We start from the raw sequence: 15,903 nt of genomic DNA, 5'->3' as shown, positions 1-15,903 counted from the left end.
ATAAAAGTTGTTTTTATCATGCCAGCTTTTTGCTTATGGTGGTGCGACCCCGCTCTGTGGAGAACCCGTTCATGATCATCTCGTCCGCCTCCGACTACCGTGCAGCCGCCAAACGCAAGCTGCCGCGCTTTCTGTTCGATTACATCGACGGCGGCGCCTACGCCGAGCACACCCTGCGCGCCAACAGTTCGGACCTGGCCGAGATCAGCCTGCGCCAGCGCATCCTGCGCAATGTCGACGACCTGAGCCTCAAGACCACGCTGTTCGGCGAGGAACAGGCCATGCCGGTGATTCTCAGCCCCGTGGGCCTGACCGGCATGTATGCGCGACGGGGCGAAGTGCAGGCGGCCAAGGCGGCAGCCAACAAGGGCATTCCGTTTTGCCTGTCGACGGTGTCGGTGTGCCCGATTGAAGAAGTGGCGTCGCAAAGCCCGCAGTCGATCTGGTTCCAGCTCTATGTGCTCAAGGACCGCGGTTTTATGCGCAATGCGCTGGAGCGCGCCCAGGCAGCGGGCGTGACCACGCTGGTGTTTACCGTTGATATGCCCACACCCGGCGCGCGTTACCGTGATGCGCATTCGGGCATGTCCGGGCCCTATGCGGCGCAGCGCCGAATGCTGCAGGCCGTGTGCAAGCCGCAATGGGCCTTTGATGTGGGCTTGATGGGCCGCCCACACGACCTGGGCAATATTTCCAAATACCTTGGCAAGCCCACCCACCTAGAAGACTACATTGGCTGGCTGGCGAACAATTTCGACCCGTCGATCAGTTGGAAAGACCTGGAGTGGATCCGTGAGTTCTGGAAAGGCCCGATGATTATCAAGGGCATCCTCGACCCCCAGGATGCCAAGGACGCAGTGAGCTTCGGCGCCGACGGCATCGTGGTCTCCAACCACGGCGGGCGCCAGCTTGATGGCGTGCTGTCAACCGCCAAAGCCCTGCCGCCGATTGCCGAAGCCGTGGGCGACGACCTGACCGTGCTGGTGGACTCCGGCATTCGGTCCGGGCTCGACGTGGTACGCATGCTCGCCCTCGGCGCCAAGGGTTGCTTGCTGGGTCGCTCGACAGTCTACGCGCTGGCCGCCGCCGGCCAGTCCGGGGTGGAAAACCTGCTGGATATCTTCGCCAAGGAGATGCGCGTGGCCATGACCTTGACCGGCGTGACCTCGATTGATCAGATTGACCACACCACCTTGGTTCAAACAGCCAAATAACTGACGTCAGGGCGCAACGACTGTGGCGATTTTTTAAACAGTCGTTGATTTATAAGGCGTTTTTTTAAGTTAAACAAACTGGCATGAATCTCGCTCTAACCCCTTTCAAGCAGGTTAAGCGATGACAAGACGTGTGGCAGGGCCCAGGGGTTATAACCCATGGCAAAGCGGTTTAAACTGTTTCCAATGTTTTACGGAACTGAAGGAACAGTAAGACGCTTGGCATTTGCCGCTCTCGTGCAGCCTGTAAGACAGTTAAGTGCTTAGAGGCCGTCCGTTTATGAAATCACCTACCCAGACCAACGCAATTGACTTCGACAGTGCCAAATTGCAACGCCTGGGGTTTGGTCAGCCTTCCCTGCTTCCACGTCGCCCCACCACACTTGCGCAACTTCGTCAGCAACTGAGCCAGCAATTGCAAACCAGCCTTGAGCCGGAACGCATACTGGCGCTGTTCTTTCGCGAAGTTCAGCGGCTGGTGCCGTTGGACGCACTGCAATATCGCCATGAGGCCAGCGACTTGCGCCTGGAGTTTGGCCATCGCGGCCATCACTCGGTGAGCTACACCTTGAGCCATGAAGGCGAGCATCTGGGCGAGTTGATATTCCGGCGCAACCAACGCTTCCTGGACGATGAATTGGCGCAGCTGGAGTCGTTGCTGTCGACCTTGCTGTACCCGATGCGTAACGCCCTGCTCTACCGCGCCGCCACCCGCAGCGCCCTGCGTGACCCGCTGACCGAAACCGGCAACCGCATTGCGATGGACCAGACGCTGCAACGAGAAATCGACATGGCCCGGCGGCACCTGAGCCCGTTGTCCTTGTTGATGCTGGACATTGACCACTTCAAGAAAATCAACGACACCCACGGCCATGCGGCGGGCGACATCGTATTGCGCGCCGTCGCCGACTCGATAAAGAGCCAGTTACGCAATGTGGACATGGTATTTCGATTTGGCGGGGAAGAGTTTTTGATCCTGCTGTCGAACACCGGCCGGGATGCGGCAGGTTTGGTCGGCGAACGCCTGCGTCGGGCGGCAGAGGCCCAGGACTATTGGGCCGATGGCAAGCGGATTGAACTGACGGTGAGTCTGGGTTGCTCGACCCTGTTGGCGGCCGAGTCGGCAGAAAGCCTGTTGCGGCGGGCCGATAACGCCCTGTACGTGGCCAAGCGCGAAGGTCGCAACCGCTTGGCAATGGCGGGGTAAAACCCCGCCATCACGCTCACATCACGCCTCGCTGGCGACGCAAACCTGACGTTCGCGAACGGCTGCTGGCGCCTTTGCTTTTTCGTTCTCCAACCGCATGCAACTTTCCAAAAACAGGTACATGTAGTCGTAGCTCTTGCACACCGCCTGGCGCAGTTCTACCTGCAAGGCTTTGCTCGGGTTCATCCCCGCCAATGTGCAAATGATTTCAAGCGCTTCCCAAGGGTGAGCGTCGTCGTATTGCGCGTGCATCTTCAACCACTTCATGGCGCGCTTGCGGTCTTCTTCAGGGAAGGCGGCCGCATACACACCGGTCGAGCACACCACGGCAGACCACTCCCCGGTCGCCCCCTCGATCGCGTAGTTGGTCGCGGCAATCGCCACGATCAACGAATCGGCCGAGCTGGTGTGCCAGCACCAGTGACTCAGTGCATGCAACTCCGGTGGTACGTTCTGCGCTTGCAACTCTTCCAGGCTTACCCCGTGGGCACGTGCCCAGTGCACCCAATAGTCGGCGTGGTTGAGTTCCACGCGAATATTGCGCATCAGCCACCGGCGCGCCATATCCTCCCCAGGATGACGGGCAAACTTGGTCTTGGTGAGGTTCTGTGCCATGTACAAGGCAAACTGTTCAACCACTGGCCAGCCACCGATCAGGTAGTGGCGCATGGTCTTGGCGCTGAGCGTGTTATCACGCATGCGCTGGTACAGTTCGTGTTCGACAACCCGGCGCTTGCTCTCGCTACAGTCCTGGATCAGTTGTTGCGCCCAGGCTGGGTAACTCGAGGCTTCCATAAGCGGGCCGGTTCGGTTGAAGGTGTCGATCACTGTAGGGCTCCTTTTCTAGTGTGATTGTACAGACCGTCGGATGCTTCAGCGGAATGTGCCGGGCGCCTTTAGCAACAGTGGCTGCGGCCGCACAGGTCGGCATTGCAGACTATCAAAGGTAAACAATTGCGGACGTTCGATCAGGTAGCCCTGAGCATAATCCACACCGATCTCAAGTAAAGCCTGTTCGATCAGCGGTGTTTCAACAAATTCGGCAATTGTGCGCTTACCCATGACGTGGCCGATGTGGTTGATCACTTCGACCATGGCACGGTTAATCGGGTCGTCCAGCATATCCTTTACGAAACTCCCGTCGATCTTCAGGAAGTCTACAGGCAAATGTTTAAGATAGGCGAATGAAGACATTCCGGCACAAAAGTCATCAAGTGAAAAATGGCAACCTAAGGCCTTGAGTTCATTAATAAAGCGGATTGCACTGCCCAAATTGGCAATCGCACTGGTCTCAGTTATTTCAAAACAAATCATTTCCGGCGGAATGCTGTAAGCCTCGAATTTCTCACGTAAAAATCCGAGAAAATCATCATCTCCAATAGTTATGCCTGACAGATTAATCGCACACATAGCCATAGGACGGCCTGCACGCTCTTGCATACAACGGGCGATAATCTTAAATACGTTTTCCACCACCCAACGGTCCAGCGAAGTCATCAAACCGTAACGTTCGGCAGCCGGAATAAAACTGTCCGGCAGGATGATCCGACCTGCCTCGTCATGCAGGCGCAGGAGGATCTCAATATGACCATTACCGCCATCGGTGTGGCCAAGCGGCGAGATTTCCTGGGAATAGAGGCAAAAGCGATCTTCTTCCAAGGCCATGTGCAGGCGCTGCACCCAGGCCATTTCGCCAAAGCGCAGGGACAATTCCGAGTCATCGGCATGGTAGACCTGCACCCGGTTGCGCCCCTTCTCCTTGGCCATATAACAGGCCATATCAGCGGCGCGCAGCGAGGTTTCCAGGGTGGTCGGCGATTGCGAGATATGCACCAGGCCAATGCTCACGGTGGTCATGAACGGCCGGCCTTTCCACACAAAGTGCAGGCTTTGCACGGTATGGCGCAGGCTTTCGGCGATCTTTTCCGCCACCGCTGCCGGGCAGTTCTCCAACAGGATGCCGAACTCGTCGCCGCCCAGGCGCGCCAGGGTGTCGCCTTCGCGCAAGTCCGATTGCAGCAACGCACAGATATGCCGCAACAGCTCATCACCCGCCGCATGCCCGCAGGTGTCGTTGACCAGCTTGAACTGGTCGAGGTCGAGGAACATCAGGGCATGCCGCCCGCTCTGCTGGCGCGACACCTGTTGCAACACCTGCTCCAGGCGGAACTCGAATTCGCGGCGGTTGGCCAGGCCCGTCAAGGCATCGTGGGTCGCCTGCCACGACAGGTTGGCGATGTACTGGCGCTCCTGAGTCATGTCGTGCAGCACCAGCACCGCGCCGCTGACCTTGCCGGCACTGCGGATCGGCGCGCCCACCAGGGTGACTGACACCGTGCTGCCGTCCACGCGCTGGATCAGCTTGGAATGCCCGCTACTGCCACTGAGTTCGCCCTTGATAATGTGTTCGATCAGGGCGAATCCATCGGGCTCGGCATTCTCATCGAGCAGGTTGAATAACGCCGCCAACGGCAACCCTTGGGCCTGCGCGTTTTTCCAATGCGTCAGCGCCTCGGCGGCCGGGTTCATGTAAGCAATCGCGCCGTCGACATCCGTGGTGATCACGCCGTCACCAATCGACTCCAGGGTGATCTGCGCCCGCTCCTTCTCGGCTTGCAGCGCGGTGGCAAAGGCGTGGCGCTGAGTCAGCAGCTTGTGGGTACGCAGCAGCGCCAGCACGATCAAACCCAGGGCAGTGGCCAGGTTGGTGATCAGCAGCAGGCGCAGGATCATCCGCGAACCTTCGCCCAAGGCATCGCTGAAGGCCTTGGCCGCCGGCGTCACGCCTTCGTTGATGGCGATGATGCGCGTCTTCCAATTGGCAATGTCGCCAGAGTTGACTTGATCGCTGTGGATCGCCCGGTGCATCGCCTGGGCCAGGTCATCGAGTTGCAGCAGGTATCCATCGCCGACGGTCCACAGTTCGATGGCTTTTTCCAGGTAACTGAAATGACGAAAATTGAGGTACAGCCAGATCAGGCTGGACACGTCATCGGGGTGGTTGCCGCCCTTGAGGATACCCAGGCGCGCAGCCGCAAGATCGGGCGTGGGTTGGTCCAGCGCCACCCGCAACTCATGGCCGCCCTGGGGCACGGCGATGGCCTGCTGGTATTTGAGGAAGGTCGCTTCGTCGCGGTTATCGGCGTAAAGGGTCAGGTAGTAGATGGCATCTTTCTGGCCCTTGGACCACAAGCTCTCGCCTGCCACGTAGCCGCGCACTGCTGACAGCACGTAGAGGCTGACGCAGCCCAGCAATGCCTGGAACAGCACGACGGCGATAAAGGGCCAGACAATGCCCAGCAACCGCGGCCTGCTTAACGTCGCTCCGAGAGTACGCTTTTGCTTCATGAGGTCCCTTGCACATGCACTGCTTGATACGCACGCGAAAATCCGCTCTCGATAGCTCAGCTAAATCAACGCACTTGTTGCAGATGCCCATAGAGCTTGGCGTACAGCCCTCCATCGGCAATCAACTGCTGATGGTCGCCATCTTCGGCGATATGCCCGCCATCAAACACCAGTACCCGGTCGGCCTGCTTCACCGCAGAAAGCCTGTGGGCGATGATCAGTGTAGTACGCCCACTGAGAAACCGCGCCAGCGCCTGGTGCAGGTTGTACTCGGTGGCGGCGTCCAGGGCCGAGGTGGCCTCGTCCAGTATTACCACTTTGGGCTCGGCCAGCACCATGCGTGCAATCGCCAGGCGTTGGCGCTGCCCGCCGGAAAAACGCACACCCGAGCGCCCCACCACACTGTCCAGGCCCAAGGGCAGTGCCTTGACGGTAGCATCCAACTGGGCGATTTCCAGTGCCTGCCAGCAGGCTTGGTCGCTGCGCGCGCGGCCCATGGTCAGGTTGGCGCGCACGGTGTCGTTGAACAGCGCCGGGTGTTGCAGCACCACTGCGACGTTCTCGCGGATGGTCGCCAGGCCGATTTCCTGCTGGGTGGCACCGCCGAAACGAATACTGCCGGCCTGTGGCGTATACAGCCCGAGCAGCAGTTGCACCAGGGTACTTTTGCCGCCGCCGCTGGCGCCGACAATCGCGACCTTCTCGCCGGGTGCGATGGCCAGGTTCAACTGGTTGAGTACCAACTCTTCGCCATAGCCGAAGTTGAGGCCGCGCACCTCGATGCCGACAGTCTCACGCCCGGTGAACGGGTCTTCGCCGCCGGCATATTGCGGCTCGTCGGCCCGTGCCAGCAGCTCGTTGATCCGCGTCAGCGCACCGCCTGCGGCGTAGTAGGCATATTGCAGGTTCAGCAGTTGCTCCACGGGGCCGATCATGAACCACAGGTAACTGAACACCGCGAGCATCTGGCCGATGGACAGGTCGGAAAACAACACGGTGAGCATCGCCGCCGCGCGAAAGATGTCGATACCGAACTGGAACAACAAGCCACTGGCGCGGCTGGAGGCGTCGGTTTTCCATTGCGAGTGGATCGCGTAGTCGCGTACTTCCTGGGCGCGCTGGCCCAGGCGCCCGAGAAAAAAACCCTGGCGATTGCCTGCGCGCACTTCCTGGATGGCGTCGAGGGTTTCGGTCAGCGCCTGGGTAAAGCGTGACGTGCTGTCGTTCTCCAGTTTCTTCAGGTGTTTGACGCGTTTGCCCAACTGCACCGTGGCGTAGATCACCAAGGGGTTGAACAGCAGAATCAACAGCGCCAGTTGCCAATGCATCCACACCAGGATCGCCGAGGTGCCGACCAGCGTAAGCATGGCCACCAGGAAGCGGCTGAGGGTTTCACCGACAAACTTGTCCAGCGTGTCCAGGTCGGTGACCAGATGCGTGGTCACCGTGCCACTGCCCAGGCTTTCGTATTCGCCCAGGGAAATCCGCTTGAGCCGTTCGATCAGGCGCACGCGGATGCGATACACAATATCCTTGGCCAGCCGCGCAAACAGCCGCGCCTGCACCACGTTGAACACCAGCGCGCCACAGCGCAGGCACAGGGTCACCAACAGCATCAGGCCGATATAACCGGCGGCCTTTTGCCAGCCCAGTGGCAACGCGTGGTTCATCACCTTGAGCGCGGCATCGCCGTGGCCCAGCAGCACTTCATCTACCAGCAGCGGCAACAGCAAAGGAATAGGCACGCTGCACAGGGTCGCCAGCACGGCAACGCCATTGGCGATCCACAAGGATTTCTTGTGACGCAGGGCCAGGCGGCGAATTTCCGCCCAGGTCAGTCGATCGGTGCGTTTGGGCTCATCCTGCACAGGTGGCACGCTCCAGCCATCGGGCGAGCAAGGGCGACAGCTCGGACAACGGCTGATAGCCGTTGGTCAGCAACGCCAGCTGGCCATTACGCTCGGCCAGCAGCGTCGGGAAACCGGCGATGCCCAAGTCCTGCACCCAGGTAAAATCAGCCGCCGTCGCCGCATGTTGCTCGGCGCGGTCGAAGGCGCCGGCAAACTCGATGCGCGGAATGCCCGCCTGCTCCGCCAGTTCCACCAGCACGCTGGCGAGGGTCACATCGCGGCCCTCGACATAAAACGCCCGCTGGATCAGCCCCAGCAGTGTCCAGGCGCAATCCGGCGCCAGGCTGCGCGCAGTGACGATGGCGCGGCAGGCGGGCTCGGTGTCATAGACAAAGCCGTCGGGCAACGCGCCTTCGCGCTTGAACGGCTGGCCGGTGGCATCGGTGACGGCCTGCCAGTGCTCAAGGATATAGCGCCGCGTAGTCGGCTCCAGCGCCGCGCCGCTGCCGGTGCGCAAACCGCCCACCACCAGGTGCACATCCACGCCGGCCGCCTGGGCCTGCTCAACCAGCGCCTGCGCCACCGGGGCAAAGCCCCAGCACCAGGAACACATCGGGTCCATCACATAGAGCAGGCGCGCGGGCATGGGTCAGGCCTCGGAAGGGGTTTGCTTGTAGTTGAAGCCAATCGGGTGCGGCATGTTGCGGGCCTTGGCCAGCTCGATCTGCTTTTGCCGGTCGATGGCGCTGCGACGGGTCTTCTCCGGCAGCTTATCCCAGCAATGCGGGCAACTGATGCCAGCCACATAATGCTCGGACGCGCGGTCGTCTACGCTGACCGGTGTGCGACAGGCATGACATTGATCGTAGTCGCCTTCGCTGAGGTCGTGGCGCACGGTGACGCGATTGTCGAAGACAAAACAGTCGCCCTGCCATTTGGTTTCTGCCTGCGGCACCTCTTCGAGGTACTTCAGGATCCCGCCTTTAAGGTGGTAAACCTCGTCGAAACCTTCGCTCAGCATGTAGCTGGAGGCTTTTTCGCAACGAATGCCGCCGGTGCAGAACATCGCGACTTTCTTGTGCTTGGCCGGGTCGAAATTGGCTTTGATATAGTCGGGAAATTCGCGAAAACTGGTGGTTTTCGGGTCGATTGCGCCTTCAAAGGTGCCGATCGACACTTCGTAATCGTTGCGCGTGTCGATCAACAGCACTTCAGGGTCGCTGATCAGCGCGTTCCAGTCTTGCGGGTCGACGTAGGTGCCGACCTTTTTGTTCGGGTCAACGCCTTCGACGCCCAGGGTCACGATCTCTTTCTTGAGCTTGACCTTGGTGCGGTAGAACGGCTGGTCGTCGCAGTACGACTCTTTGTGGTCGATGTCGTCCATGCGTGGGTCGTTCTTGAGCCAGGCCATCAGGCCGTCAATGCCTTCGCGGCTGCCGGAAACGGTGCCGTTGATGCCTTCTTCGGCGATCAGCAAGGTGCCTTTGATGCCGTTATCGACCATTGCCTGCAGCAGTGGCTCGCGCAGGGCGACGTAATCTTCGAGGGTGACGAACTTATACAGTGCCGCCACGACAATCGGTTGAGTCATGGGTGTTCTCTCCAGGTGGCTACCCTCGTAAGGGGTGAACCGGATGCAAAAAAAACGCGCCGGCTAAGCGGCGCGTTGCGGATTCTAACAAATGCCGGGTGTCAGAGACACCTGATCATTAGTCATGCCCGCCGGCGCAGGTCGGCGAGGCCGGGGCTGCGTCGATTTTCGCCCATTCTTCAGGCGTATAGGTATGCAGCGCCAACGCATGAAATTCGCTCATCAGGTCACCCAGGGTGGCGTAGACCGTCTGGTGGCGCTTGACGCGGTTGAGCCCCTCGAACTGCTGGCAGACCAGCACGGCCTTGAAGTGGGTCTGCAACCCACGGCTGTGCATGTGGCTTTCATCCAGCACGCTCAGGTGTTGCGGGCTCAGGGCGGCGAGCGCCGTTTCGATACGCTGTTGCATGGTCATTCCTGCTTACTTCTTCTTGGCCGGTGCGGCGGCTTTTGGCGCCAGCTCGTTGGTCATGTCTTCGAGCAGCTTGTTCACCACCGGCACGGCGCTTTCCAGCTTGGCCTGGGTCATCTGGGCCGATTGCTGGGTCAGTTGCGGCATTTTTTCCAGGACTTTCTTGCCCAGTGGCGACTGGTAGAAGGCTACCAGGTCCTTGAGCTCGGATTCGCTGAAGTTGGTGGTGTAAAGCTTGACCATGTCCGGCTTCAGCTTCGGCCAGCCGATAGCCTGGTCCAGCGCGGCGTTGGCCTTGGCCTGGTAGCTGTCCAGTACGGACTGCTTGGCGGCAGGTGCCTTGGTCTGTTCGAAACGCTGGGCGAACATTTGCTGCACTTGCATGTACACCGGGGTACCCAGCTTGTCAGCGTGGGCCAGGGTCAGGAAGGCTTCGGCACTGGCGTTATGGCTGGCGGTATCGGCAAAAACCTGGCCGCTGGCGCAAACCAGAGCAACCGCGGTACAGATGGCACGAAGACGAGTCATCGAGTTTCCTTTCTAGCAGGCGAGGTAATACCCCAAGGGCGACCATTCTGCGCCTAAAAAACCTTGCGGCTCAACCCCAGGCCTTGTTCGGCCTGGTTTTGCGGGGCCGCGGGCCTGGGATCTGCCTTTCTGTGAGAGCCAGCTCCCACCTGTGACCGCATGCAGCCTGAACCGCATGGGAATACCCTCGATGAAAAGTCTTTTATGGAACCCACAACCCCAGGCACAGCCTAAACTGCGCAAACGAACCTGAAGGAGTGTGCCCGATGAGCCGTATCGAAACCGACAGCCTGGGAGACGTCCAAGTCCCGGATGACGCTTACTGGGGCGCCCAGACCCAACGCTCGCTGGTGAACTTCGCCATCGGCGAGCAACGCATGCCGCTGGCGGTGTTGCACGCGCTGGCCCTGATCAAGAAAGCCGCAGCACGGGTCAACGACCGCAATGGCGACTTGCCCGCCGACATCGCCCGCCTGATCGAACAGGCCGCCGATGAAGTGCTCGACGGCCAGCACGACGACCAGTTCCCGCTGGTGGTATGGCAGACCGGCAGCGGCACCCAAAGCAATATGAACGCCAATGAAGTGATCGCCGGCCGCGCCAACGAGCTGTCGGGCAAGGCCCGTGGCGGCAAAAGCCCGGTGCACCCCAATGACCATGTGAACCGCTCGCAAAGCTCCAACGACTGCTTTCCCACGGCCATGAGCATCGCGGCGGTACAAGCGGTTCATGAACGCCTGTTACCGGCGCTCGCCACGCTTTCTGGCGGTTTGGCCGAGTTGGCCGCCCGCCATATGAAACTGGTGAAGACCGGCCGCACCCATATGATGGATGCCACGCCGATCACCTTCGGCCAGGAAGTCTCGGCCTTTATCGCCCAACTCGACTACGCCGAGCGCGCCATCCGCAGCGCCCTGCCCGCCGTGTGCGAGCTGGCCCAGGGCGGCACCGCCGTGGGCACCGGGCTCAATTCGCCCCATGGTTTTGGCGAGGCGATTGCCGCCGAGCTGGCGGCGCTGTCCGGCTTGCCCTTCGTGACCGCGCCGAACAAGTTCGCCGCCCTCTCCGGCCACGAGCCACTGGTGACCCTGCACGGCGCACTGAAAACCCTGGCGGTGGCGCTGATGAAACTCGCCAACGACCTGCGCCTGCTGGGTTCCGGCCCACGCGCGGGGCTGGCCGAGGTCAAGCTGCCGGCCAATGAACCGGGCAGCTCGATCATGCCGGGCAAGGTCAACCCCACCCAGTGCGAAGCGCTGTCGATGCTGGCCTGCCAGGTACTGGGCAATGATGTGACGATCGGCATCGCCGCCAGCCAAGGGCACTTGCAGCTGAACGTGTACAAGCCGGTGATCATCCACAACCTGCTCGAATCGATCCGCTTGCTGGCCGACGGCTGCAACAACTTCCAGGAGCACTGCATCGCCGGCCTTGAGCCGGATGCCGAGCAAATGGCCAAGCACCTGGAACGCGGCTTGATGCTGGTAACGGCACTCAACCCGCATATCGGCTACGACAAGTCGGCGCAGATCGCCAAGAAGGCCTACGCCGAAGGCTTGACGCTGCGCCAGGCCGCGCTGGACCTGGGTTACCTGACTGATGAAGAGTTCGATCAGTGGGTGCGCCCGGAAAACATGCTGGAAGCCGGGCACTAGGAGACCGGGCGAAAAAGCATCCTGTGACGAACGCGGTTTCTGTGTTGATCGTTCCCACGCTCCGCGTGGGAATGAATCCAGTGACGCTCCGCGTCACCTTCAAGGCAGCCGTGGCCTGCGGGACGCAGAGCGTCCGGGGCTGCATCCCCACGCGGAGCGTGGGAACGATCCAACGCGGYTTCTGTGGCGAGCAGGCTTGCCCTGCGTTGGGTGGCGAAGCCGCCCTGATCCAGGCAACGCGTTCTGTCAGGCAGACCTCATCGGCGGGCTTTGGGGCCGCTGCGCAGCCCAACGCAGGGCAAGCCTGCTCGCCACAGWGGGTGTGTTCGTCCTTGATCGTTCCCACGCTCCGCGTGGGAATGCATCCAGTGACGCTCCGCGTCGCCTTCAAGGCAGCCGTGGCCTGCGGGACGCAGAGCGTCCGGGGGATCGTTCCCACGCTCCGCGTGGGAATGCATCCAGTGACGCTCCGCGTCGCCTTCAAGGCAGCCGTGGCCTGCGGGACGCAGAGCGTCCGGGGCTGCATCCCCACGCGGAGCGTGGGAACGATCCAAAACGCGGCTTYTGTGGCGAGCAGGCTTGCCCTGCGTTGGGTGGCGAAGCCGYCCTGATCCAGTCAACGCGTTCTGTCAGGCCAACCTCATCGGCGSGTTGTGGGGCCGCTGCGCAGCCCAGCGCAGGGCAAGCCTGCTCGCCACAGAGGGTGTGTTCGTCCTTGATCGTTCCCACGCTCCGCGTGGGAATGCATCCAGTGACGCTCCGCGTCGCCTTCAAGGCAGCCGTGGCCTGCGGGACGCAGAGCGTCCGGGGGATCGTTCCCACGCTCCGCGTGGGAATGCATCCAGTGACGCTCCGCGTCGCCTTCAAGGCAGCCGTGGCCTGCGGGACGCAGAGCGTCCGGGGCTGCATSCCCACGCGGAGCGTGGGAACGATCTAATGGGCGAAAAAGCATCCTGTAGTGAGTGTATTCGTGCTTTAAGGGTATCAAGACGCCATACGCACTCGCCGGGCCTTGAGCCCGGCGAGCAACGATGGCGCCAGTGCTACTGTCGCTGAACCGAGCACCACCACCAACGCGCCGACGTAGCCCAGGGTATTGATCTGCTCCGCCTGCACATAGTCCGGCCACAACCACGCCGCCAAAGCCACCGCCACAAAGGTCACCAACGGCGTCAGCGCCAGGGTCGCACTGACCCGCGACGCCTCCCAATGCGCCAGCGCTTCGGCAAACGCGCCATACGCCACCAATGTGTTCATGCAGCAGGCCAACAGCAACCAGCCTTGCAGCGGGCTCAATTGCAAAGCTTCCAGCGGATGCGCCCACGGCGTGAGCAACAGGGCGCACGACAGGTAGATCACCATCATGACCTGCAACGAATTCCACACGGTCAGCAGTTGCTTCTGGCCCAGGGCGTAGAACACCCAAATGGTGGTGGCGAGCAGGATCGTCAGCACGCCGGCCGTGTAGGCGCCCATGGAGGTCAGCAGCTCGGCCAGGCGCTGGTTGAAGAACAGACCAAAACCCAGGATCAGCACCAGCAGCCCCATGCCCTGCCCCAGGCTGAAACGCTCCTTGAACACGAACACACTGGCAATCATCAAAAAGATCGGCCCCATCTGCACCACCAGTTGCGCGGTGCCGGGGCTGAGCAGTTTCAGGCCCACCAGGTACAACACATAGTTGCCCACCAGCCCACACACGGCCATCGCCACCAGCCAGCCACCCTTGGGGCCCAGCACCTTGCGACTCGGCAAGCGTTTGCTCAGCGCCAGGTAGATAAACAGGCAACTGCCGGCCACTACCAGACGAAACCAGGTGACGGTGATCGGGTCCATCACCTGCAGCACTTGCTTGAGCTTGATCGGCAGAATGCCCCAGAGCAGCGCGGTCAGCAGGGTCAGGAGAAAACCATAGACCCAGCGGCCCGAAGAAATGTGCATGTGTGCCCCAAAAACCGGAGGTGGAGGAGCCGGCATTCTAGGGTGGTGCGCTGTGTTTTGGGTATCGATGATTGTGTGTCAGGGCACGCCCATCACCAATACACCGCTGCCGTTTATGGGCCCGGCCGCCGGGAAGGAGCCATTGCGCCGTACCAGCGAAAACGTCACATCGTCACCGCCCACGCTGTTGGTGATACGGGTGAGGAACGAGCCATTTACCGGTACCGCCGTGCCAGCATGCACCATGGCCGTACCCACATCCGGATTGCTCATCATCAGCAGGCGCGTGTCGAACCCTGTTCGGGTGCCTTTGTAGGTAATGGTGATCGGCGTGGTAATGCCGCCATCCGGGCATGAGTAAGTGAGCCTGCGGTTGCTGACGATCGATGAGGTCAACGGGTCCGTGCCGATTGCGCGCTGGTGCACCGTGCCGAAGTTGATCTCAATGGGGTTGTTATTGTTGATCGTGCAGCTGGAGGGGGAGACGGTAAAGTTATTCGCGGCGATGTAGGTCACACTGAGCTGCGGTCGGCTGGCGTCGTAGTTGTTCGAACTGGTAAGACGCAACAACCCCAGGTTGTCGCCGATGCGCACATCGAACGGATTGGACGGGTAGTTACGCATCAAAATATAGGGCGTGATATCGATCGGGTAGCTTCTCAGGTCATCCGGCATCGTCGCTGCACGCACTCCATTTTGGACAGGCGTATTGAAAAACCCACCGTTGATACGCAGGCCAGTGCGTTCACCGCTGAACCTCGGTCCCGGCGTCCAGGCGCTCCCTGACGCATTGCCGGTGGCCCAGTAATCCGCGCGCCAGGACGGGCTCTGCGACCCAGGGGAAAACCTGCATTCAAGCCGCGCGCCTTCCAGCGTGATTCTCGTACGATCGGCGGCCAGAACAACCGTAACCGGCACCTGCAAGTTAGGATTACCCGTTTGCCAAGCGCCGCCATTCACACGGCAATCAACGGCTTGCGCGGTCGTTGCAACACCCGTCAGGGCGAGAAGCGCGAAGGCTCCCAAAAATCCTTTCATTTTGATCTCTCTTGCTCTTGCCTATCCAGATACTGCCCAACGAGCCTTCACAGCCCGCGTCTTGAGGGCAGCAGGCTGCTAGGGGTAGTCCAACGTAAAAGTCGAGGTCACTGTGTAAGCGCCGTGACCTATGGTTTGATCGCGGATAGCCGCCGGCTCGCCCTGCACATAGGCCTTGAGTTCGATCACGTTGTTGCCATCGCTCAGCACTTGTTCATCACTGACGGCATTCACAGGCAATGGCTTATCGCTCAGCGTCTCGATACCGACTCCAATCCCCGAAGCACCACTGCCACCGTCCAGCGCGAACAAACCGGGCAACTCGCCGTTTTCGGCACCGCCGAAGGTGATGGTCACCGTGTTGCCGATGGTGGTATCACACTCCTCCAGGTGCAGTTGGAAGCGCTTGCCCACGGTTCGCGTGTTGATATAAAGGTGCTTGCTGGTGACGTCCCAGAGTTCCAGCGTGATGGCTTCATCGCCTGGGCGGATGGTGCAGGCCTCTTCCACCAGGTTGCCCTTGAAACTCAGGTTATCCGCCGCGTGCCCCACCGGGATCAGGCCCGAGGCGAGCAGCAACGCCAGCCCGCCTTTTTGCACAATTTGGTCTCGCATCGACTCAACTCCTACTGGTATTCAGCCAACAACGTGGCCACGGCCGTAAACCGCGCGGGGGTCAGAACTGCACCGGGCTGTTGCACGGGCACCACCTCCAATGTCGGCGGTGACGACAGGGTGATGTCCAGCGGTGTATTGAGTGGAAACGGCAGGTTGTTCTGGAAAATCCGAATGCCCAGCGCCGGCACGCTGGTCTGCACCGCTGCACCGTCAAACGACGAGGCTGTGCCGTTCACGCTCAATTTGAGCTCCCACGGCAAGGTGTCGGTGCCACAGTTGATGGCGTAACCGACGCCTCGGCGGTATTTCACACCATCGATGCGTTTTACCCCGACATCGCCAAAATCCACCTCAATGGTGTTGCCGCTATCGATCGTGCACGGCGGCGGTTCATTCAGCGTGCCGCTGAACGTCAGGTTGGCCGACGCACCACTGCAAAGGCCGATGGAACACACGGTGAGCAACAGGCGTTGCTGCCAAAATGTCATTGAGCATTCCTCG

Annotated in this window: 14 protein-coding genes; 3 read left to right on the top strand and 11 right to left on the bottom strand. The window is 60.7% G+C overall.

Annotated elements, in window-relative coordinates:
* The first annotated feature begins 71 nt into the window (after positions 1-71).
* Complete coding sequence (gene lldD / locus ASE80_RS24255) at positions 72-1,214, top strand: FMN-dependent L-lactate dehydrogenase LldD (protein ID WP_056861158.1); 1,143 nt, start codon at positions 72-74, stop codon at positions 1,212-1,214.
* A 280-nt stretch (positions 1,215-1,494) separates the two neighbouring features.
* Positions 1,495-2,421, top strand: coding sequence for a GGDEF domain-containing protein (locus tag ASE80_RS24250; RefSeq protein WP_056861157.1), 927 nt, complete (start codon positions 1,495-1,497; stop codon positions 2,419-2,421).
* A 21-nt stretch (positions 2,422-2,442) separates the two neighbouring features.
* On the opposite strand, the gene ASE80_RS24245 is transcribed toward ASE80_RS24250, so the two are convergent.
* From ASE80_RS24245 to ASE80_RS24215, 7 genes are all read right to left on the bottom strand, one after another.
* Positions 2,443-3,216, bottom strand: a complete 774-nt coding sequence (locus ASE80_RS24245) for a TenA family transcriptional regulator (protein ID WP_371920504.1) — start codon at positions 3,214-3,216, stop codon at positions 2,443-2,445.
* A gap of 78 nt (positions 3,217-3,294) precedes the next feature.
* On the bottom strand, positions 3,295-5,769 hold the full coding sequence (locus ASE80_RS24240; RefSeq protein WP_056861155.1) for an EAL domain-containing protein: 2,475 nt from the start codon (positions 5,767-5,769) through the stop codon (positions 3,295-3,297).
* Between the two features lie 65 nt (positions 5,770-5,834).
* On the bottom strand, positions 5,835-7,637 hold the full coding sequence (locus ASE80_RS24235) for an ABC transporter ATP-binding protein (protein ID WP_056861154.1): 1,803 nt from the start codon (positions 7,635-7,637) through the stop codon (positions 5,835-5,837).
* Positions 7,627-8,232, bottom strand: coding sequence for a DsbA family protein (locus tag ASE80_RS24230; RefSeq protein ID WP_177034541.1), 606 nt, complete (start codon positions 8,230-8,232; stop codon positions 7,627-7,629). The genes ASE80_RS24235 and ASE80_RS24230 overlap by 11 nt, the downstream gene beginning before the upstream one ends.
* A 36-nt stretch (positions 8,233-8,268) precedes the next feature.
* A complete protein-coding gene (trhO, locus tag ASE80_RS24225) occupies positions 8,269-9,210 on the bottom strand; it encodes an oxygen-dependent tRNA uridine(34) hydroxylase TrhO (RefSeq protein WP_056861152.1) in 942 nt (313 codons plus the stop codon).
* Between the two features lie 118 nt (positions 9,211-9,328).
* Positions 9,329-9,625, bottom strand: coding sequence for a BolA family protein (locus ASE80_RS24220; protein ID WP_056861151.1), 297 nt, complete (start codon positions 9,623-9,625; stop codon positions 9,329-9,331).
* 6 nt (positions 9,626-9,631) lie between these two features.
* Positions 9,632-10,150 (bottom strand): DUF2059 domain-containing protein, encoded by a 519-nt coding sequence (locus ASE80_RS24215; protein ID WP_003175221.1) that lies wholly within the window; start codon positions 10,148-10,150, stop codon positions 9,632-9,634.
* A gap of 266 nt (positions 10,151-10,416) precedes the next feature.
* Between ASE80_RS24215 and ASE80_RS24210 the strand changes: the two genes are divergently transcribed.
* Positions 10,417-11,805 carry a class II fumarate hydratase gene (locus ASE80_RS24210; protein WP_056861150.1) on the top strand — a complete coding sequence of 463 codons (1,389 nt, stop codon included), beginning with the start codon at positions 10,417-10,419 and terminating at the stop codon, positions 11,803-11,805.
* Between the two features lie 984 nt (positions 11,806-12,789).
* Here the strand turns inward: ASE80_RS24210 and ASE80_RS24195 are convergent.
* From ASE80_RS24195 to ASE80_RS24180, 4 genes are all read right to left on the bottom strand, one after another.
* Positions 12,790-13,746, bottom strand: coding sequence for a DMT family transporter (locus ASE80_RS24195; protein ID WP_056861147.1), 957 nt, complete (start codon positions 13,744-13,746; stop codon positions 12,790-12,792).
* A gap of 78 nt (positions 13,747-13,824) precedes the next feature.
* Positions 13,825-14,784, bottom strand: coding sequence for a fimbrial protein (locus tag ASE80_RS24190; RefSeq protein ID WP_056861146.1), 960 nt, complete (start codon positions 14,782-14,784; stop codon positions 13,825-13,827).
* A 78-nt stretch (positions 14,785-14,862) separates the two neighbouring features.
* Positions 14,863-15,399: a fimbrial protein gene (locus tag ASE80_RS24185; RefSeq protein ID WP_056861145.1), complete on the bottom strand. Its 537-nt coding sequence runs from the start codon at positions 15,397-15,399 to the stop codon at positions 14,863-14,865.
* A gap of 11 nt (positions 15,400-15,410) precedes the next feature.
* Positions 15,411-15,890: a fimbrial protein gene (locus ASE80_RS24180; protein ID WP_056861144.1), complete on the bottom strand. Its 480-nt coding sequence runs from the start codon at positions 15,888-15,890 to the stop codon at positions 15,411-15,413.
* Positions 15,891-15,903: the final 13 nt, after the last annotated feature.

The organism is Pseudomonas sp. Leaf15 (assembly GCF_001421425.1).
Lineage (GTDB): Bacteria > Pseudomonadota > Gammaproteobacteria > Pseudomonadales > Pseudomonadaceae > Aquipseudomonas > Aquipseudomonas salomonii.
Note: the sequence above shows the minus strand (reverse complement) of the source record. Positions and strands in the feature narration are given on the sequence as shown.